Raw genomic sequence first — 20,076 nt, 5'->3', positions numbered from 1 at the left:
TGAGGTCAAATCTGCAATTTAGTGGGCGTTGTCATCGCGCACGGAAGACTGCAGCGCTTCCGCAAACGAGCGGGCGAGGCTGCGGCGCTGGGCCGGTGCGATGTCGGTGTTGATCAAATTGGTCACCATGTTCCCCAACACCATCAGGGAAAGATCGGTTGGCGCTTTGTCTTTTTCAAGAACCTGCGCCAGCTGCGCGAGAAGCTGTTCGACGCGCGCGTCGCTGTAACGGGATGATTGTGGCATATCGTCGACTAATCAAGTGTGAAAACGCGGTATATTACCGTAACAACGCACTTTTTTCCGCAATTTTATCGCAAGCAGAACGATCAGTTTGTGCGCGCAGTTGAAAGCGGCTGCGGGCGGTGTTTGAATACGCGCCTGAGCCAAAAGGAGAGTCTACCATGAGTCTGGATATCGACCAGATTGCCCTGCATCAGTTAGTCAAACGTGATGAAAACCAGCTGGAACTGGTGCTGCGCGATACCCTGTTACCTGCCACGCAGGCGGTGGAAGAGATGGCGGAAGAGTTACACCGCGTCTATAGCGCCAAAAGCAAGGCTTACGGCCTGTTTAATGAAGACAGCGAGCTGGCGGAAGCGCTGCGCAACTGCCGCAAAGGGCAGGATGACTTCCTGGCGTTCAGCCGTGCGGCTACCGGACGCCTGCGCGACGAGCTGAGCAAATACCCGTTCGCCGAAGGCGGCGTGGTGCTGTTTCTGCACTATCGCTATCTGGCGGTGGAGTATCTGCTGGTGGCTGTGCTGAACAGCCAGTCGAGCATGCGCGTTAACGAGCAGCTCGACATCAGCAGCACGCACTATCTGGACATCAACCATGCCGATATCGTGGCGCGTATCGATCTCACCGAGTGGGAAACCAACCCGGAATCCACGCGCTACCTGACCTTCCTGCGCGGACGCGTGGGGCGCAAAGTGGCTGATTTCTTCATGGATTTCCTCGGCGCCAGCGTCGGTCTGGATACCAAAGCACAGAACCGCGGGCTGCTGCAGGCGGTAGATGATTACTGTGCCGAGTCCAGCCTGGATAAAAATGAGCGCCAGAACTATCGCCAACAGGTCTACAGCTACTGCAATGAACAGCTGCAGGCGGGCGAGGAGATTGCGCTGGAAGATCTCTCCAGCGAACTGCCGCCGCTGGGCGAAAAAACCTTTCAGGCGTTTACCCAGGAACAGGGTTATGAGCTGGAAGAGCATTTCCCGGCTGACCGCAGCACCCTGCGTCAGCTGACGAAGTTTGCCGGTAGCGGCGGGGGATTAACGCTTAACTTTGATGCCATGCTGCTGGGCGAGCGCATTTTCTGGGATCCGGCCACCGATACGCTGACCATTAAAGGCACGCCGCCAAACCTGCGCGATCAGCTGCAGCGTCGTACCGGCGGCCAGTGATCGCCCGATTTGCGCCATAAAAAAACGCCGCAGATGCGGCGTTTTTTCGTCAACCCGTTAGCGATTAAGCGCGAACGAAGTCGATGTGGTGCAGTTTTGGCTTGAACGGGTGACGCTGAACAGCCTGAACTTTAACTTTGGTTTCTTTACCGTCAACAACCAGAGTCAGCACGTCGCTGTAGAACTCAGGCTTGGCCTGCATGTTCATCACAGCGTCGTGGTCCAGTTCGATAGAAACCGCAGCGTCTTTACCGCCATAGATGATGGCCGGGAATTTATTCGCTGCGCGCAGGCGGCGGCTCGCACCCTTACCCTGCTCTTTACGTACTTCTGCATTAATAGTGAACATCTTAAGATCTCTTCTATAGTTCCTGCTACAGGCGACCCAGCAACAGGACGGTTATTCAATACGCTTTTACGGATGCAAAAGCGGGCGGCATTATAGCCGGATTGCCACAGCGGGGCAAATGATTCCGCCGCTTAGCGCAGCTCGTTAGCGCGGCGATAGCGTCCCTGATAATCGAACATTTTTTCCCGCACCTGCCAGAAGTGGCCTTTGGCGCGCGCCACCACAAAATCGGGATGGCGCAGCAGCGGCTGCAGCGCCACCACATCGGCGGCGGTCTGCCAGCCGAGCTCCACGCCGGGCGCACGCTGATGTGGCCGCATAAACAGCTGCTCAAAGGCGGTGCGCTGCGCCGGGGTGCGCAGGCGAAAGCGCTCGCTGACGCTGGTGCCATCCTCATCAAAATAGGTGGCTTGCAGCCATTCGCCTTTATCATCGCGTCCGTGCGCCAGCGTCATACCACTGCAGCGCAGTACGCGCGCGTCTTTCAGCTTCAGCGCCGCTTTCAGCATATCATCGGGGTCGACCAGCACCTTGTCGCACTGCTGGCAGCGGCGCGCGGCGATATCATTTTCTGCACCGCAGTCCGGGCAGCTTTTAAAGCGGAAACGGTAGTCGCACTGCTCGCGATTGCCCTCGTCATCGTCGATCACGCCCTGACAGCGGCGGCCAAAGTGCTCGATGACGTGGCCATCTTCGGTCGCCTTGCCCCAAAAGGTATTCGCAAAGCCGCAGGCCGGACAAAACACCTGCACCGGCTGGTTATCGCTGGCGCCTTTCGGTGCGCCGACTTCGGGCGTAAAGAGATCGTGCGGGTTTCCGGCGTAATCAAGGATCAGGCAGTCGGTTTTGCCCGGTGCCAGCCGCAACCCGCGACCGACAATTTGCTGATACAGGCTGACCGATTCGGTCGGGCGCAGAATGGCGATCAAATCGACGTGCGGCGCGTCGAAGCCGGTGGTCAGCACCGCCACGTTAACCAGAAACTTAAGCTGTTGCGCTTTGAACTGCTGAATCAGCCGGTCACGCTCTTTCACCGGGGTTTCCGCCGACACCAGCGCACTGTTTTCCGGCAGCAGGCTGAGAATTTCCCGCGCGTGTTCAACGGTCGCGGCAAACACCATCACGCCGCGGCGCGTCTCAGCGAACTCGATGATCTGTCGCATGATCTGCGGCGTGACGCGCTGCTGCTGTTTCAGTTCACGGTTAAGATCGGCCTCACTGAACAGGCCATTATTCTGCGGGATCAGCCGACTGAAATCGTACTGCACCACCGGCATATCCAGCCGCTCAGGTGGCACCAGAAAGCCATGTTTGATCATATAGCGCAGCGGCAATTCGTAGATGCAGTCGCGGAACAGCGCGTTATCGTCGCCGCGCACCATGCCGTGATAGTGGTACTGGTAAATCCAGCCTTTGCCCAAGCGGAATGGCGTGGCGGTCAGCCCCAGCAGACGCAGCTGCGGATTGTGCTGGCGCAGATGGGCGAACAGCTGCTGATACTGGCTCTCCTCGTTGTCGCTGATGCGATGGCACTCATCGACGATCACCAGCGAAAAGGCGCTGTCAAAACTGGCCAGATTGCGCGCCGCTGATTGCACGCTGCCGAACACCACTTTACCGTCGCTCTGCTTGCGCTGCAGGCCCGCGGCGAAGATGTCCGCCTCCAGGCCATACGCCTGATATTTACTATGGTTCTGCTCCACCAGTTCTTTGACGTGAGCCAGCACCAGCACGCGACCGCGCGCCAGCCGCGCCAGTTCGGCGATCACCAGGCTTTTGCCGGCGCCGGTCGGCAGCACAATCACCGCTGGCGTGGCGTGGCGGCGAAAATGGGCAACGGTGGCATCAACGGCTTCTTGCTGATAGGGGCGCAGGGTAAACGACATGGGAACCGGCTTTTTCTGGAACGGACGCGCATTATGCCATGAAAGTGGCTGAAACGCAGGATCGGCACTATTAGCAGGCGAAGGTTCAGGCTATACTGCCCACACTTTTTCAACGGTTAACCCTGCGCTCAATTATGCCGTGGCCGCCGCGCTACGCTGTAAATGATTTACCGGGCAAATGCCGTTTCAGTTCCCCTCCGCAGTAACAGGCAAAAAAGCGAATTCATGCGACTCGACAAATTCATATCTCAGCAACTGGAAGTTAGCCGTGCCATCGCTGGCCGTGAAATACGTGGCAGAAAGATCACCATCAATGGCGAAGTGGTGCGCGACACCGCGTATAAAGTCCTGCCGGACGATGCCGTAGAGTACGACGGCAATCCGCTGACGGTGCAGCAGGGCCCGCGCTATTTCATGCTGAATAAACCGCAGGGCTATGTCTGCTCCACCGACGATCCGGATCATCCCACCATTCTCTATTTCATTGAGGAGCCGGCGGCGTTCAAACTGCACGCGGCAGGGCGGCTGGATATTGATACCACCGGGCTGGTGCTGCTGACCGATGATGGTCAGTGGTCGCATCGCATTACCTCTCCGCGCCATCACCTGGAGAAAACCTACCTGGTGGAACTGGAGCAGCCGCTTGACGCGGGGCTGATCGAAAAATTTGCTGCCGGCATTCAGCTGCACAACGAGAAAGATCTGACCAAACCGGCGCAGCTGGAAATCCTCGATGAGAAAGCCGCGCGCCTCACCCTCAGTGAAGGGCGCTATCACCAGGTGAAACGTATGTTTGCGGCGATGGGCAACCACGTCACGGCGCTGCATCGTGAAAGCATCGGTGAGATTGTGCTGGATGAGGAGCTCGGTGAAGGCGAATACCGTGAACTGACCGAGGCGGAAATCAACAGCATCGGCCTGCCGGACGAACTGAAACAGCGCAAATAGCGGGAGACAGTGGTGCGTAAGGAAAAAAATTCACCGGTGGGATTAGTGGTGATTCTGGGATTGCTGGCCATGCTGATGCCGCTCTCCATTGATATGTATCTGCCGGCGATGCCGCAAATTGCCCGTGAATTCGCGGTGTCGGCCGGCAGCGTACAGATGACGCTGAATCTCTACATCCTCGGCTTCGCCATTGGTCAGCTGGTGTATGGCCCGCTGGCCGACAGCTACGGACGTAAACCGGTGATTGTGCTTGGCACGCTGATTTTCGCCTGCGCGGCGGCAGCCTGTGCGCTGTCGCAATCCATTGACCAGCTGATTCTGATGCGTTTCCTGCACGGGCTCTCCGCCGCCGCGGCCAGCGTGGTGATTAACGCCCTGATGCGCGACAGTTATTCGAAAGAAGATTTCTCGCGCATGATGTCGTTTGTCATGCTGATCACCACCATTGCGCCGCTGCTGGCCCCGATCATCGGCGGCTGGCTGCTGCTGCTGTGGAACTGGCACGCCATCTTCTGGACGCTGGCGCTGGCGGCGCTGATTACCACCGTGCTGGTGGTAACGCAGATCCGCGAAACGCTTAAGCCCGAGCAGCGGCAGCGTTTTCACCTGCGCACCACGCTGAGCAATTTTGTCGCGCTGGTGCGGCACAAACGCGCCTTCAGCTATATGCTGGCAAGCGGCTTCTCGTTTGCCGGGCTGTTTACCTTTCTTAATGCCGGGCCGTTTGTTTACATTGAAGTGAACCATGTGTCGCCGCAGAATTTCGGCTACTACTTTGGCCTCAACGTGGTGTTTCTGTTTGTCATGACGCTGATTAACAGCCGCGCGGTGCGCCGTTTCGGACCGCTGGCGATGTTCCGCCTCGGTCTGCTGATTCAGTTTGCCATGGGCATCTGGCTGCTGATTGTCAGCGCGCTTAACCTCGGTTTCCTGCCGCTGGTGTTTGGCGTGGCAATGTTTATTGGCTGCGTATCGACCGTATCCTCCAATGCGATGGCGGTGATCCTTGACGAATTTCCCCATATGGCCGGCACCGCATCCTCGCTGGCCGGTACGCTGCGCTTTGGCGTCGGTGCGCTGGTTGGCGCGCTACTGTCGCTGGTCAGCGTCAACAGCGCCTGGCCGATGGTCGCCACCATCGCGCTGTGCGCTACCGTCTCAATCGTGCTGTTCAGCTACGCCGCTCGTCCGCGCCACACCGCGTGATGGCGGCGGGTCTATGCTGAGCCCGCTGTTATTTCACCTCCTGATTTGCTCCTCTCCGCACTCTCGCTCTGCTTAATGTTTCCATATTGTGAAAATTAATTGATAAAAAAGTAACGACATTGCGTCTAAAATGATTGTTAAGCGCCGCGTAACGCGGTAAACATAGGCATAAATGCGAGAAAGCTCGCAAATAATAAAGTTGCATCACGCTTTGTGCTTAAAACGAGAAGGCTATCCTTGACGTCCGTATGCTGAGCTTGCCAGGTGGGGATTCACCGCGATGAAGCCGTCCGTTGTGAATAACGTTACTGTCTCTGGGAACCGAAACACTATGCTGCAACTCTCGGTTGTGCATCGTTTACCACAACTATACCGCTGGTCGCTGGAACATGCCGGCGCCATTGAACGCCAGGAAGCAGCGAACGGCGCGCATGACGGGGATCTGGTCGCGCTGCGCCTGCTGAGCCATGATGGCCATCCGGCGCTGGAGATCCTGCAGCAGCTACAGGAAACGCTGGCGCAGATTCAGGTCGAGTGCAAAATTGCCGAATGTGAAGGGCAGCCGTGTTTGCTGATTCAGCGCGGCGACGAGAGCGCCACTAACTGTTGTCTGAAAAATCAGGGCGTGGCGATCGCCGAAACCTTTGACGGTCACTGAGGCCCGATCTCGCCCTGCGCGGAGGCCAGCAGCTGACGCGTATACTCTGCTGCGGGCGCGTTGAACAGCGCTTCGCATTCACCCTGTTCCACCACTTCACCCTGGCGCAACACCACCAGCTGATGACACAGCGCGCGCACCACCTGCAAATCGTGACTGATAAACAGATAGGCCAGCTGATGCTGCTGCTGTAAACGGCGCAGCAGGGTGAGGATCTGCTTTTGCACCGAGCGGTCCAGCGACGAGGTGGGTTCATCCAGCACGATCAGCTGCGGCTGCAGGATCAGCGCGCGGGCGATGGCGATACGCTGGCGCTGACCGCCAGAGAATTCCGCCGGGTAGCGACTGCGGCTCGCTGCCTCCAGGCCAACCTCTTCCATCACCGCAATGACTCTGGCTTCCTGTTCGGCAGCGCTGAGCTGCGGCTGGTGCACCGCCAGCCCTTCGGCAATCACCTGCTGTACCGTCATGCGCGGATTGAGTGAAGAGTTGGGATCCTGAAACACCACCTGAATGCGCTGGCGCAGCGGCAGTAGCTGCTTCGCGCTCAGCTGATGCAGCGGCTGGCCGTCGAACCAGATCTCGCCGCGCGCAGCAATCAGGCGCAGCAGCGCCAGGCCGGTGGTGCTTTTGCCTGACCCGGATTCGCCGACTAACCCGAGGCTTTCGCCGCGCCGCAGGGTAAAACTGAGATTGTGTAGCGCGGTTTTTTCCGCCATGGTGCGCTTCAGCAGTCCACGGCGAATCGGGAAACCCACCTGCAAATTATTCACCTGCAACAGCGGCGGCGCGTCGTTCAGCGGCACCGGTGCGCCGTCCGGCTCGGCGGCCAGCAGCTCACGGGTATAAGGCTGCTGTGGCTGGCGAAACAGTGCGTCACAGCGGTTGTGTTCCACCTCGCGCCCGTTGCGCATCACCGTCACGCTGTGGGCCAGCTGACGCACAATGTTCAGGTTATGGGTAATGAACAGCATGCCCATGTTCAGTTCGCGCTGCAGTTCGCGCAGCAGCTGTAAAATCTGTGCCTGTACCGTGACATCCAGCGCCGTGGTGGGCTCATCGGCAATCAGCAGTTTGGGCTGCGTCAGCAAGGCCATGGCGATCATCACGCGCTGGCGCTCGCCGCCGGACAGCTGGTGCGGAAAATCCTGCAGGCGCGTCGCGGCCTGGCGAATGCCTACGCGATCGAGGCAGCTGAGAATTTCAGCGCGCGCCGCTTCACGCCGCATGCCACGGTGCAGCGATAGCACTTCATACAGCTGTTTTTCCACGCTGTGCAGCGGATTGAGTGACACCATCGGCTCCTGAAAAATCATCGCCATCTGGTTGCCGCGCAGCCCGCGCATTTCACGCTCGCTGGCCTGCAGCACATCGCGCCCGTCAAACACAATTTCGCCCTGCGGATAGCTCACCGGCGGCTGCGGCAGCAGACGCATAATCGACAGCGCCGTCACGCTCTTGCCCGATCCCGATTCGCCCACCAGCGCCAGCGTTTCGCCGGCGTCGATGCGCAGCGAGATATCTTCCACCACGCGGCGCGGCCCGAACGCCACCGCCAGATGCTTCACCGTTAACAAACTCATTTAGCGCCCCCGGCTCGGATCAAAGGCATCGCGTACCGCTTCGCCGATAAAAATCAGCAGCGACAGCAGCAGGGCGAGGGCGAAGAAGCCGGAAAGGCCAAGCCACGGTGCCTGTAAATTGTTTTTTCCCTGCAGCAGCAGTTCGCCCAGCGACGGCGAGCCCACCGGCAGGCCGAAGCCGAGAAAATCCAGTGAGGTTAAGGTAGTAATCGAACCGCACAGGATAAACGGCAGAAAGGTGAGCGTGGCGACCATGGCGTTGGGCAACATGTGGCGCAGCATGATGCGGCTATCGCTCACGCCCAGCGCGCGCGCGGCGCGGATATAATCAAAGTTACGCGTGCGCAGGAACTCAGCGCGCACGACGCTCACCAGGCTCATCCAGCCGAAGATCACTGTCAGCAGTAACAGCCACCAGAAATTGGGCTGAATCACGCTGGAGAGCAGAATCAGCATGAACAGCGTCGGCATGCCGGACCACACTTCAATCAATCGCTGGCCGATCAGGTCAACGCGGCCGCCAAAGTAGCCCTGCAGGGCACCCACCACAATGCCAATCACGCTGGAGAACAGCGTTAACAGCAAACCGAACAGCAGCGAGATGCGCGTGCCGTACAGCAGACGCGCCAGTACATCGCCACCGTTAGCATCGGTACCCAGCCAGTTTTGCGCCGACGGCGGTGACGGGAAGGGCACGTCGGTGGCGAAATGAATGGTGCTGTCGCTGAAGCGGATGGGCGCCCACAGCGCCCAGCCCTGCTGATCAATACGTTGCTTCAGCCACGGATCCTGGTAATCCGCCGCCGTGGCAAACTGGCCGCCAAAATCGCTCTCGCTGTAGTTGAACAGCAGCGGTGCGTACCAGCGCTGCTGATAGTGCACCAGCAGCGGTTTGTCATTGGCTAATAATTCCGCGCCCAGCGACAACACAAAAATGAGCAGAAACAGCCACAGCGACCAGTAGCCGCGCCGGTTATGACGAAAGCGCTGCCAGCGCTGCTGGTTAACGGGAGATAAACGCATCAGCGGCCCTCAAAATCAATGCGTGGATCGACCAGCGTATAGGTCAGATCGCTGAGAATATTCATCAGCAGGCCAATCAGCGTAAAGATATACAGCGTGCCGAACATCACCGGATAGTCGCGCTGAATGGTGGCATCATAGCCGAGCAGCCCCATGCCGTTGAGTGAGAACATCACCTCAATCAGCACCGAGCTGGTGAAAAACATACTGATAAAGGTGGCGGGAAACCCGGCGATCACCAGCAGCATGGCGTTGCGAAACACGTGGCCGTACAGGATGCGCTTCTCATCCAGGCCCTTGGCGCGCGCCGTGACGACGTACTGTTTGCGCACCTCATCTAGGAACGAATTTTTCGTCAGCATGGTCAGGGTGGCAAAGCCGCCAATTACCGTAGCCAGCACCGGCAGGGTGATATGCCACAGATAATCGCTGATTTTGCTGTACCACGGCAGCGTATCAAACTGCGGCGAAGTGAGGCCGCGGAGCGGAAACCAGTCAAGATAGCTGCCGCCGGCAAACAGCACAATCAGCATGATGGCAAACAAAAACGCCGGAATAGAGTAGCCGATGATAATAAAGATGCTGCTCCAGATATCAAACGCACTGCCGTTGCGCACCGCTTTTTTGATGCCCAGCGGAATCGACACCAGATAGATGATCAGCGTGCTCCACAACCCGAGGCTGATCGACACCGGCAGGCTCTCTTTAATCAGCTGCAGCACCGAGGCGTTACGAAACAGGCTGTCGCCAAAGTCAAAACGCAGGTAATTCCACAGCATTTCACCATAGCGCTGCAGCAGTGGCTTATCGAAGCCGTAGCGATGGGTTATTTCTGCCACCACTTCCGGATCCAGCCCGCGCGCGCCGCGGTACTGGCTGTCGCCGGGATTGTCGCGCACCAGCGCACCGCGCGCGCCGCTGTCACTGCCGCCGCTGCCAGGCAGACCGGTACTATGACCAAACTGGATGTTGGCCAGCGCCTGATCGACCGGACCGCCCGGCGCAATCTGTACGATAAAGAAATTCAGGGTGATGATGGCCCACAGCGTGGGAATAATCAGCAACAGCCTGCGCAGGAAATAAGCACCCAAACCGCTCTCCTCAGCGTCGATCGGCCGGTAAACGACCGGCTTTGTTCACATCGTACCACCAGTTTTCCAGCCCGGTGGCAAACGCCGGTTTAATCTGCGGATGGGAAAACTTGTCCCACCAGGCCAGCCGCTGCTCAGCGTTGTACCACATCGGAATCATGTAGGCGTTCCACAGCAGCAGGCGATCCAGCGCCTGACCGAGCGGCAGCAGCGCTTTTTCATCGCCCTGATGCGCCACGATCTGCTGCACGAAATGGTCGACCAGCGGATCTTTTACCCGCGCGGTGTTCCACGAGGAGCTGATGTAATCCGACTGCCAGACATACTGCAGGCTGGTGGAAGGCCACGGCATCGCCTGATAAAGCGACGGAATCATGTCGTAATCGCCTTCGCGCAGCCGGCGCAGATATTGCGAACTGTCCACCTGGCGCAGCGTCATCGTAATGCCAAGCCGTGCCAGGCTGTGCTGGAACGGCAGCGCCCAGTCGTTCAGAGAACCGCTGCGCAGCAACAGTTCAAACTGAAACGGCTGGCCGGTTTTCACTTTCACCAGCTGCTGATTTTTGATCTGCCAGCCTGCCTGCTTCAGCAGCGCCATCGCCCGCAGCAAATTGTTGCGGTCAAAGCCGCTGCCGTCAGAATGCGGCGGCGCGTAGGCGTTGTTAAAGACCTCGGCAGGCAGCTGCGCCTTATAGGGCGCGAGCAGGACCAGCTGATCGGCGTCAGGATAGCCTTTGGCGGCGTAAGCGGTGTTCTGGAAGTAGCTGTCGGTTCGCTTGTAAGCGCCGTAGAACAGCGCTTTGTTCATCCACTCAAAATCAAACGCCAGCGTCAGCGCCTCGCGCACGCGGCGGTCGGCAAACAATGCTTTCTCGTTATTGAACGCCAGCCAGCGCGTGTCGGTGGCGACGTCATTCGGCGTGGTGGCTTTCACAATGGCGTGGCTGGTGAAGTTGCGCCCGCGATATTGTGTGGCCCATTTCTTCGCCGAACTCTCTTCGCGCAGGTCATAGGCACCGGCCTTAAACGCTTCAAAAGCCACGTTGTCATCAAGATAGTAGTCGTAGCGCAGGGTATCAAAATTAAAGCGACCGCGGTTCACCGGCAGATTGGCCGCCCAGTAGTTCTTCACCCGGCTATACTGGATGAACTGGCCGGATTTGTACGAAGTGACGCGGTAAGGCCCGCTGGCGAGCGGCGGATAGCCAATAGGCTCATTGAATTTTTTGTTCTGCCAGAATTTTTCCGGCAGCACCGGCAGCGTGATCCAGCTCAGCACCAGGTCTTTGTCTGGTTTGGGCATCTCAATGCGCACCGTCAGCCGGTTCAGCGCTTTCACCTGCACGCCACGAAACGCCACGCGAAACTGCGGCACGCCTTCGGTCATGAATTTGCCGAAGGTGAAGGCGACATCCTGTGCGGTGATCGGCGTACCGTCCTGAAACTGCGCGTGCGGATTGATCGACACTTCCATCCAGTGATAATCGCTGGGATAGCGTGCTGATTCGGCGATCAGCGGATAGTAGCTGCCGGGCTCATCGTCTGAGGTGGTAAACAGGCCGTCGTACAGCGTGTCAGTGCCGATACCGGGGTTGCCGCGCGACGCATAGCGGTTGAAGTTGTCGTAAGTGCCCACCACGGCGAGGGTGATCTTGCCACCTTTTGGCGCCGCCGGATTGGCGTAATCATAATGGCTGAAGTTGACCGCGTATTTCGGTTCGCCCAGCTTCGCAAAGGCATAGCTTTCATGGATAGTGACCGCGTGCACCGGCGCAATGGCGCTGCACATCAGTAGTGCTGTGGCAAGACGAAGCAGCATAAGTGGGGCGCTCTCCTGTGGTAATCCGCACTGTATGGTAGCAGTTTCATGCGCGGTACGTGACGTTAACCCAAACTGGCCTGGCTCTGATAGTAGCTGATCAGCTTTTCCGGGCGCAGCGGGCGGCTAAACAGATATCCCTGCAGATGCGTGACGCCGCGGTTAACCAGCCAGGCCGCCTGGTCGCCGGTTTCCACCCCTTCCGCCACGGTTTTCAGGTTGAGTTTCTTTGCCAGCAGCAACACGGTGTCAAGCACCGGCGAGGTTACGGTTTCGGTGCCGATACTCTGCACAAAGCCGCGATCGATTTTCAGGTAGTCGAACGGATATTTTTCCAGATAGATCAGCGCGCTATGGCCAGTGCCGAAATCATCGATGGCAATCTTGAAATTGTGTTCATGCAGCCAGGCGAAGATTTCGCCGGCGTTCTTCTCCCGCACCATGGTGCGCTCGGTGATTTCAAAGACATAGTTAAAATGATCGGCGGGCATACTGGCGATCCACGCCTGGACGTCGCGGCGAAAACTGGCCGATGCCAGATGCTGCGGTGACATATTCAGACTGAGACGGGTGCCGCGCGGCAGTTGCTGACAGAGAAAACGCGCGTCGCGCGCTACCAGGCTGAACAGATGTTGGGTCAGAGGAATAATCAGGTTCTGCGCTTCGGCGTGGCTGATAAATACATCGGGTGGGATCATGCCTTCAACCGGGTGGGTCCAGCGCAGCAGCGCTTCAACGCCATAGGGTTTGCCGTTGTGTGCCGTTACCAGCGGCTGATACTCAACGTGAAACTGACCGCGCCGGATGCCGAGCAGGATTTCACGTCCCGGTCGCTGATGCAGCGACAGCAGCAGCCAGCTGATTGCGGCAACCAGCAGCGCCAGCAGCAGGCCGGTCAGCAAAGCCAGCGTGTAATCGCGTGAGGCCAGCGTGCTGCCGTAAAGCACAAAGCGCATGCTGCCGTCATCAAGCGTCAGGTCGGTGAGGGCGGGCGGCAAATCGCGGCTGCGCACCACCTGGCTGGTGCCGCTGAGCAGCGCGCTGTCGCCTGCCACCAGCGCCATGCGCGTGATTTCGGGATGGTAAGAGGCCAGCAGCTGGTAAGGCGTCATGCTGAGGTTCATGGTGGCGAGGATGCCGGTTTCGTTCGCTCCCGGACTTTTCAGCCACAGCGCCAGCGCTGGTTTGGCGGGCTGCAGCGGCGTGCCGGGCAGCAGGCGGACATCACGGTCGCGCTCCAGCTCTGAATCGGGTGAAATGGCGCTGGCGGCCAGCAGAAATGCGCCGGTAGCCGAGGAGCAGTAAGCGTTGCCGTCGCGTACCAGTAATATCGCGCGAATGTTGCCGGCAAAGGCGGCGCGAGAGGTCAGCTCACGGTTGACGCTGTTGCAGCTGAGTTGAGTGTATTGCTGCAGTGGATAAAGGCTCTCGACCAGGGTTGACATCACCTGTTGCAGATCGTCACGGCTGTGAGCCAGCAGCTGCTGGTGTTGCTGGACGCGTTTTTGCCATGTCAGCGTGAGCAGGACGGTGACAAACAGGATAAAAAACGCGACCCCAATAATTACGCTACTCCAGGCGATGCGCCGCGAGTAGCTGGCATGACGATTTAACGTCCCCGACAGTGGCATGGAGTTGGTTCCCCTGATCTTGCCCTTTTTATTATAAAAACGCATACAACTGTGCTGGTTCAAGGCAACGAGAATATAACGAGGCTGCGCGAAAAGTCTCGTTATATTTTTGATTCACAATTACTTTTTCCGCCATGGATTTGGCTTAAGCAACCGCAGACGAAAAAAAACGCTGCCGGGGCAGCGTTTTCAGATTCTCTGGCTGAGAACATCAGGAAGGAAGGGGGTTAACTGGGGTTTTTTGCCAGTACCCGACGCGCTTCGCGGTAGCGGTTTTTCCAGTAACTGTCGTTAAGGCTGGAAATCATCACGCCGCTGCTGGTAGACGCGTGTACAAAATTGTCGTTGCCGAGATAGATGCCAACATGGCGACCGGTGGAGCCGGCGCGGAACAGCACTAAATCACCCGGACGCAGTTTACTGCGTGAAATCTCTTTACCGCTGTCCTGCTGTTCCGAGGTGGAACGCGGCAGCTCTAAACCAAACTGTTCGCGAAAGGTGCGCTGAACAAAAGCAGAACAGTCAATGCCGCGTTTGGTGTCGCCGCCTAAGCGATAACGCACGCCTTTCCAGTCACTGTACTGCTCCATGATGCGGGACTTAACGTCCACGTTCTGCACCATTTGTTCAAATTCGTCCTGAGACGCCTGAAGTAAAAAACCATTCTGGTTGTTAACTTCATGATTCTCGTTATTCGCGTTCTGACCGTTATGGGTACTGCTACATGCCGATAAGAGGGTTGCTAATGCTACTGCGGGAATAATCCGCCTGAGGTATCTCAGAATTGGTTGAGACTTGACCATTGTACGTGTTTTCCTTCGATGTCCTTACGACAGAATGTCGCCAGCCAGATGACAAAACGGGTTGAGATTAATAAGTGCGACCCTCTAAGACAATTCCTTAATTACTAAAATGTGTTAATGCACACATTTTTGTTGCTTAAGGTACCGAATTTTATGCTGCACGGTAGTAATCGGAGTTGAGGTTAACCGATTACAGACCGCGTGGCGAGTGCTTTTATATAAATTTTTATAGGTTTTTTTGATGTGAAATCAATCTGTAACACAACGGTTACTTTATCAACAACTGGTAGCGATTTAAGCGTCAATTAACGGCAGGAACAGCGGCTAATTCTGGCGCTAAGGGAGATTTTAAGAGGGTTCTGACTGGACAGGCCAGGAATAACGCCATTGTCAGACGATTTGACGCATAGGTTTTTCTTTTATCAGAAAACGCTTAGTTCGCTAATAATTTATTGCAGGATTAAATAAGCGCAGGCGATCTTAAAAACAGGAAATAATCGCCTGTGCTAAACTATTACGCCTGGGGTTTATATTTTCCGGGCAGCGAACGATAGAGCCAGTTCACCAGTTTGTCGCTGGCCGGTGTTAATAACCACCAGCTCAGGCCCACCAGCACCACCGACAGCGAACCGACCGCGATATCGGTAAACCAGTGTGCGCCTGCCATTACGCGCGGCAGGGAAAAGACCACCACAATCAGCAGGCCCATCAGGAAGGCGCGGAAGCCGAAATAGCGCCACATAAAGCAGGCGAAGATAATCAGCATCATGCCGTGGTCGCCGGGGAAGCTGTCTCTGGACGCATCTTTTGCCGGAATACCGGTCAGTTCGCTGACGCGATGCACGTTATCAAAGAACAGCGTCGGGCTGGCATGCTTAACCGGCAGCAGGTGGCCCAGCTGGTTAAGAATCACCGCCGTCAGCAGCATGGTGATACCAATCGCCAGCATACGACGTCGGCCCTGCGGCGTTTCGCGGCGCCAGAACCACAGATAGAGCAGGCCCATCGCCAGCAGCGACACCGCATCAAAACCGCGGAAATTGGTGATCGCCACCAGCAGCGCAAAGCCGTGATGGTCGACCATCTGGTCGTTAAAGCCAAAAAAGATGCCTTTGTCGAGAGCGAACCAGAACCCGTGCTCCGGCGGCAGATACCACGACATAAATAGCATCACACCCAGCGCATTCAGCAGCAGGATGGTGATCAAACGAGTAGTGCGCATAAAAGTAACTCAAAAAGAAAAAAATAACGGGCAAACCTACCGCAGCTAATTTAAACGAATCTTCAACAGGGCAGTCTGCAAGGCGTTCCAGTCGGCGGCCTGATGGTGGATCAATTCGATACGGCTATCCGGTGGCGTGACCGGGCGCGTTTCGATGAACAGGTCTTCGCCCTGACGGTTAATGCTGACCAGACCGTCAGCGGTACGCAGCACGCCTTTCACGCGATCCACCGGCGCAAGCCGCGCCCACTCTAAAGCCGGAATGGTATCGAACACCGTGTCACCATCAAAAATCCAGCCACAGGAAGCATAGCCCTGACCTTCATTTAACGCACGACGCCAGCGCGCTTCGCCTTCCAGTTTCAGCGCCGCCAGCCCCTGCGGGCGTGACGAATGATGATGATGCGCGGCATCGGGTACCGCACGATCCGCCAATGCCGGCTGACTCAGCAACGCCGGATCAATATTGCCCCAGCTGGCTTCCACCAGTTGACGGTCGCCTAAATGCTGCTGCTGCCAGCTCGCCAGCCGCTGACGATCTTCCGCATCCCATTTGTCGCTCTTATTGGCGATGATGATGTCTGCGGCGATCAGCTGGTCGCGAAAGTTTTCATTCTCCGTGACGCGCGTATCGGCTAACTGACGCGGATCGAGCAGCGTCAGCGTGGCGTCCACGTGGATCCACGGCTGATAGACCGCCGCGCGCAGCATATTCAGTAACTGTTTGGGATGGCCAAGGCCGGTGGGTTCGATAATCAGGCGGTCGGGCTGAGTCTGCTTCAGCAGCATATTCAGCCCGACCTGCAGCGGCAGGCCGTTAACACAGCACATGCAGCCGCCGGGGATCTCTTTCAGCGTGGCGCCGCGGTCGGCGAGCAGGGCGCCGTCAATGCCGATCTCGCCAAACTCGTTGACCAGAATGGCCCACTTCTCATTGGCCGGTTTGTGCGCCAGCAGATGTAACAGGGTGGTGGTTTTACCGCTACCGAGAAAACCGGTAATCAGGTTCACGCGCGTCATAATTTACTCCGTTAAAATAGCCGCGCCGGACAACCGCATCCGGCGCGCAGGCTGTTGTTATACTATAACAATCAACCGCCGCCGGAGAAAATCGTGCGCTTAATCGGCGCGTCCCATATAACGACGCTCGGCAATATGGATACGGATGCGATCGCCATTGCTCAGGTACTCCGGCACCTGAATCGACAGCCCGGTGCTCATGCCCGCCGGTTTGGTGCGCGCGCTGGCGGATGCCCCTTTGATGCCAGGTGAGGTATCAACGATCTCCATGTCTACCGTCTGCGGCAGTTCCAGCGCCAGCACCTGACCATCCATGGTAAGCACCTGGATACCGGGAATGCCGCCTTCCGGAATAAACAGCAGCTCTTCTTCGATCTGATCTTTTTTAAAGCTGTACGGCGTGTAATCTTCGTCATCCATAAACACGTATTCGTCGCCGTCGATGTATGAGAAGGTCACCGCGCGGCGGCTGAGCTGGATGGCATCAATAATGTCGTCGCCCTTGAAGCGCTCTTCAACTTTCAGGCCGGTGCGCACATCGGTGAAACGCATCTTGTACAGCGTGGCGGCACCGCGCGCGCTTGGGCTCTGGACATCGATATCCTTCACCAGCAACAGTTTACCGTTCCAGGTGACGGCCATTCCTTTTTTGATTTCGTTTGCCTTTGGCATAATGCTTGACTCGCTATAACCAGGTAGATGCGCGCCAACTTACTCGCGCGGTGAAAAACAGGCAAGTGAGGCCGGTGAAAATTGTTGGTCGCGCATAGAATTCCGCGGTGCAGACTGCTATTGTCGGCCGCTAATCTTTGCAGGAGCGCATGATGTTATGTCGAGACCAGTGCGGTGCCTGCTGCACAGCCCCCTCCATCTCTTCCCCCATTCCGGGTATGCCTGACGGCAAACCGGCCAATACCCGCTGCGTTCAGCTTGACGAACAGCAGCGCTGCAAAATCTTTGGTTCGCCGCTGCGTCCGGCGGTGTGTGCCGGTTTACAGCCACAGGCGGAGATGTGTGGCAACAGCCGCGCCGACGCCATGATCTACCTGCTGCAGCTGGAAGCGGATACCGCGCCCTGAGTTTCAGCTGACGCGAGCTGAACAGCACGCTCGTCACAGGCGCTGCGTTACAGCAACGCGTCAGCGCGCCCGCTGTGAAAAATCCTAAATCCGCCGCGAAGTGTGCGGAGCATCAAAAATCTGCTACGCCGATTGCGCATTTTCTTGCCTGTAACCGGGTGCTGTACCATATTCCCTGAAACGTTTCAGCGTTGTCCTCCCGGCTAAGTCCGTGTCGTACAGCGTATTTTTTCGCCATCAGGCTGAAACGATTCACTTTCAGCAAGCGAGGAGAAATATGTTCCAGCTCGAAGTTCAGGCCATTCACACCGGCGCCAGCGCGTCCGATAAAGAACAGGCCATTCGTCAGGTTGCCGCTGCGCTTACCGCGGCCGGAAATGTGGCCGAAGGCTACGTCGACGGCATGCTGGCGCGCGAACAGCAAACCACCACTTTTCTCGGCAACGGCATCGCCATTCCGCACGGCACCACCGATACCCGCGATCTGGTGCTGAAAACCGGCGTGCAGGTTTATCAGTTCCCGCAGGGCGTGGACTGGGGTGATGGCCAGACAGCGTACGTCGCCATCGGCATTGCCGCCAAATCTGACGAGCACCTCGCGCTGCTGCGCCAGCTGACCCACGTATTAAGCGATGACAGCATCGCGGAGCAGCTGAAATCTGCCTCTGCTGAAGAGCTGCGCGCGCTGCTGATGGGTGAAAAGCAGGCCGCTGAATTCCAGTTCGATACGTCGCTGATCGCCACTGACGTGGCCGCCAGCGATCTGATGACGCTGCAGGCGCTGAACGCCGGTCGTCTGCAGGCGGCCGGTGCCGTTGACGCCAGCTTTGTCGCGGACGTTGTCTCGCACGCGCCGCTCAGCCTCGGTCAGGGCATCTGGCTGAGCGACAGCACGCACGGCAACCTCAACAGCGCGGTGGCAGTGAGCCGCAGCGCGACGCCGCTGACACATCAGGGCGAACCGGTAGCGCTGCTGCTGACGGTCGCCGCCACCGATCAGCGCCCGCTTGAGGTGCTGGGCTACCTCAGCAATCTGCTGCTGAACAAGCAGGCTGAACGCCTTCTGAAGGCGGACGCGGCAGGTATTCTCGCGCTGCTGACCAGCGAAGTTGATGAGGCTGCGGACGTCTTAACCGCGGAATTCACCATCCGCAACGAGCACGGTCTGCATGCGCGTCCGGGCACCGCGCTGGTGAGCGTGATCAAGCAGTTCAACAGCGATATCACCGTGACCAATCTCGACGGCAGCGGTAAGCCGGCTAACGGGCGCAGCCTGATGAAGGTGGTCGCGCTGGGCGTGAAGAAAGGCCATCGTCTGCGTTTCACCGCCAGCGGTGACGATGCGCAGCAGGCACTGCACGCTATCGAAGAAGCCATTAATAGCGGTCTGGGCGAGGGGGCAGCATGAGTCGTCGCGTTGCCACTATCACCCTGAACCCGGCGTACGATCTGGTCGGCTACACGCCGGAGATCGAGCGCGGCGAAGTTAACCTGGTCAAAACCACCGGGCTGCACGCTGCGGGTAAAGGCATCAATGTCGCCAAAGTGCTGAAAGATCTCGGCATCGACGTCACCGTCGGCGGCTTCCTCGGTAAAGAGAATCAGGACGGCTTTCAGCAGCTGTTCAGCGAACTCGGCATCGCTAACCGTTTTCAGGTGGTGCAGGGGCGTACCCGCATTAACGTTAAGCTGACGGAAAAAGACGGCGACGTCACCGACCTCAACTTCTCGGGCTTTGACGTCACGCCACAGGACTGGGACCGCTTCACCGCCGACTCGCTGACCTGGCTGGGCCAGTTCGATATGGTGTGCGTCAGCGGTAGCCTGCCAGCGGGCGTTGCGCCGGACGCGTTCACCAAATGGATGAGCGATCTGCGCACCCACTGCCCATGCATCATTTTTGACAGCAGCCGTGAAGCGCTGGTGGCCGGTCTGAAAGCGGCACCGTGGCTGGTAAAACCCAATCGCCGCGAGCTGGAGATCTGGGCCGGCCGCAAGCTGCCGACGCTGCAGGATGTGATTGACGCCGCGCACCAGCTGCGCGAGCAGGGCATTGCCCACGTGGTGATCTCCCTCGGTGCGGAAGGCGCGCTGTGGGTCAATGCCTCTGGCGAATGGATCGCCAAACCGCCTGCGTGTGAAGTGGTCAGCACCGTAGGCGCCGGAGATTCGATGGTTGGCGGCCTGATTTATGGCCTGCTGATGCGGGAATCCAGTGAACACACGCTGCGTCTGGCGACGGCGGTGGCGGCCATGGCCGTCAGCCAGAGCAACGTCGGCGTGACCGATCGTACCCAGTTGGCCGCGATGATGGCGCGTGTCGACTTACAACCCGTTAACTAACAGCAG

19 protein-coding genes are annotated in these 20,076 nt (G+C 57.8%); 7 read left to right on the top strand and 12 right to left on the bottom strand.

The window, feature by feature from the left end; all coding sequences use genetic code 11:
• Nucleotides 1-18: 18 nt before the first annotated feature.
• Nucleotides 19-246, bottom strand: coding sequence for a YejL family protein (locus FT726_RS05535; RefSeq protein ID WP_021509249.1), 228 nt, complete (start codon nt 244-246; stop codon nt 19-21).
• A 158-nt stretch (nt 247-404) separates the two neighbouring features.
• On the opposite strand from FT726_RS05535, the gene yejK reads away from it, so the two are divergent.
• Entirely contained in the window at nt 405-1,409 is a 1,005-nt protein-coding gene (yejK, locus tag FT726_RS05530; RefSeq protein ID WP_021509250.1) for a nucleoid-associated protein YejK, read from the top strand.
• Nucleotides 1,410-1,473: 64 nt separating this feature from the next.
• Here yejK and rplY read toward each other — a convergent pair whose 3' ends face one another.
• Nucleotides 1,474-1,758: a 50S ribosomal protein L25 gene (rplY, locus tag FT726_RS05525; protein ID WP_010618083.1), complete on the bottom strand. Its 285-nt coding sequence runs from the start codon at nt 1,756-1,758 to the stop codon at nt 1,474-1,476.
• A gap of 131 nt (nt 1,759-1,889) precedes the next feature.
• The gene (locus tag FT726_RS05520) at nt 1,890-3,644 is read right to left on the bottom strand and encodes a DEAD/DEAH box helicase (RefSeq protein ID WP_346302548.1); all 1,755 of its coding nucleotides are present in this window, start codon (nt 3,642-3,644) and stop codon (nt 1,890-1,892) included.
• A 225-nt stretch (nt 3,645-3,869) separates the two neighbouring features.
• On the opposite strand from FT726_RS05520, the gene rsuA reads away from it, so the two are divergent.
• The 3 genes from rsuA to FT726_RS05505 all read left to right on the top strand — a co-directional run bounded on the left by rsuA (nt 3,870) and on the right by FT726_RS05505 (nt 6,456).
• The gene (rsuA, locus tag FT726_RS05515) at nt 3,870-4,592 is read left to right on the top strand and encodes a 16S rRNA pseudouridine(516) synthase RsuA (RefSeq protein WP_021509252.1); all 723 of its coding nucleotides are present in this window, start codon (nt 3,870-3,872) and stop codon (nt 4,590-4,592) included.
• Between the two features lie 12 nt (nt 4,593-4,604).
• The gene (locus tag FT726_RS05510) at nt 4,605-5,798 is read left to right on the top strand and encodes a Bcr/CflA family multidrug efflux MFS transporter (RefSeq protein WP_021509253.1); all 1,194 of its coding nucleotides are present in this window, start codon (nt 4,605-4,607) and stop codon (nt 5,796-5,798) included.
• Nucleotides 5,799-6,129: 331 nt separating this feature from the next.
• The gene (locus FT726_RS05505; protein ID WP_021509254.1) at nt 6,130-6,456 is read left to right on the top strand and encodes a hypothetical protein; all 327 of its coding nucleotides are present in this window, start codon (nt 6,130-6,132) and stop codon (nt 6,454-6,456) included.
• On the opposite strand, the gene yejF is transcribed toward FT726_RS05505, so the two are convergent.
• The 9 genes from yejF to yeiP form a co-directional block, all read right to left on the bottom strand.
• A complete protein-coding gene (yejF, locus tag FT726_RS05500) occupies nt 6,450-8,039 on the bottom strand; it encodes a microcin C ABC transporter ATP-binding protein YejF (protein ID WP_346302547.1) in 1,590 nt (529 codons plus the stop codon). The two genes, FT726_RS05505 and yejF, sit on opposite strands and share 7 nt — an antisense overlap.
• Entirely contained in the window at nt 8,040-9,062 is a 1,023-nt protein-coding gene (locus tag FT726_RS05495) for an ABC transporter permease (RefSeq protein WP_021509256.1), read from the bottom strand.
• Nucleotides 9,062-10,153: a microcin C ABC transporter permease YejB gene (locus FT726_RS05490; protein ID WP_059009158.1), complete on the bottom strand. Its 1,092-nt coding sequence runs from the start codon at nt 10,151-10,153 to the stop codon at nt 9,062-9,064. Before FT726_RS05490 ends, FT726_RS05495 begins: the two co-directional genes overlap by 1 nt.
• 10 nt (nt 10,154-10,163) lie before the next feature.
• On the bottom strand, nt 10,164-11,972 hold the full coding sequence (locus tag FT726_RS05485; protein ID WP_346302546.1) for an extracellular solute-binding protein: 1,809 nt from the start codon (nt 11,970-11,972) through the stop codon (nt 10,164-10,166).
• 65 nt (nt 11,973-12,037) lie between these two features.
• Nucleotides 12,038-13,603: a cyclic di-GMP phosphodiesterase gene (locus FT726_RS05480; RefSeq protein ID WP_058757525.1), complete on the bottom strand. Its 1,566-nt coding sequence runs from the start codon at nt 13,601-13,603 to the stop codon at nt 12,038-12,040.
• 227 nt (nt 13,604-13,830) lie between these two features.
• Nucleotides 13,831-14,406, bottom strand: coding sequence for a bifunctional murein DD-endopeptidase/murein LD-carboxypeptidase (gene mepS / locus FT726_RS05475; RefSeq protein WP_031280047.1), 576 nt, complete (start codon nt 14,404-14,406; stop codon nt 13,831-13,833).
• 514 nt (nt 14,407-14,920) lie between these two features.
• Nucleotides 14,921-15,628, bottom strand: coding sequence for a phosphatase PAP2 family protein (locus FT726_RS05470; RefSeq protein ID WP_104093087.1), 708 nt, complete (start codon nt 15,626-15,628; stop codon nt 14,921-14,923).
• A 45-nt stretch (nt 15,629-15,673) separates the two neighbouring features.
• Nucleotides 15,674-16,648: a GTP-binding protein gene (locus FT726_RS05465; RefSeq protein ID WP_288422003.1), complete on the bottom strand. Its 975-nt coding sequence runs from the start codon at nt 16,646-16,648 to the stop codon at nt 15,674-15,676.
• Nucleotides 16,649-16,747: 99 nt separating this feature from the next.
• A complete protein-coding gene (gene yeiP, locus FT726_RS05460; RefSeq protein ID WP_031280049.1) occupies nt 16,748-17,320 on the bottom strand; it encodes an elongation factor P-like protein YeiP in 573 nt (190 codons plus the stop codon).
• A gap of 152 nt (nt 17,321-17,472) precedes the next feature.
• Between yeiP and FT726_RS05455 the strand changes: the two genes are divergently transcribed.
• The 3 genes from FT726_RS05455 (at nt 17,473) to fruK (ending at nt 20,070) form a co-directional block, all read left to right on the top strand.
• Nucleotides 17,473-17,727 carry a YkgJ family cysteine cluster protein gene (locus tag FT726_RS05455; protein ID WP_058757250.1) on the top strand — a complete coding sequence of 85 codons (255 nt, stop codon included), beginning with the start codon at nt 17,473-17,475 and terminating at the stop codon, nt 17,725-17,727.
• A gap of 277 nt (nt 17,728-18,004) precedes the next feature.
• A complete protein-coding gene (fruB, locus tag FT726_RS05450; protein ID WP_058769932.1) occupies nt 18,005-19,135 on the top strand; it encodes a fused PTS fructose transporter subunit IIA/HPr protein in 1,131 nt (376 codons plus the stop codon).
• Nucleotides 19,132-20,070, top strand: coding sequence for a 1-phosphofructokinase (gene fruK, locus FT726_RS05445; RefSeq protein WP_021509266.1), 939 nt, complete (start codon nt 19,132-19,134; stop codon nt 20,068-20,070). The genes fruB and fruK overlap by 4 nt, the downstream gene beginning before the upstream one ends.
• Nucleotides 20,071-20,076 lie beyond the last annotated feature (6 nt).

Source organism: Pantoea sp. Morm (genome assembly GCF_016643525.1).
In the GTDB taxonomy this organism is placed as follows: Bacteria; Pseudomonadota; Gammaproteobacteria; order Enterobacterales; family Enterobacteriaceae; genus Pantoea; species Pantoea dispersa.
Note: the sequence above shows the minus strand (reverse complement) of the source record. Positions and strands in the feature narration are given on the sequence as shown.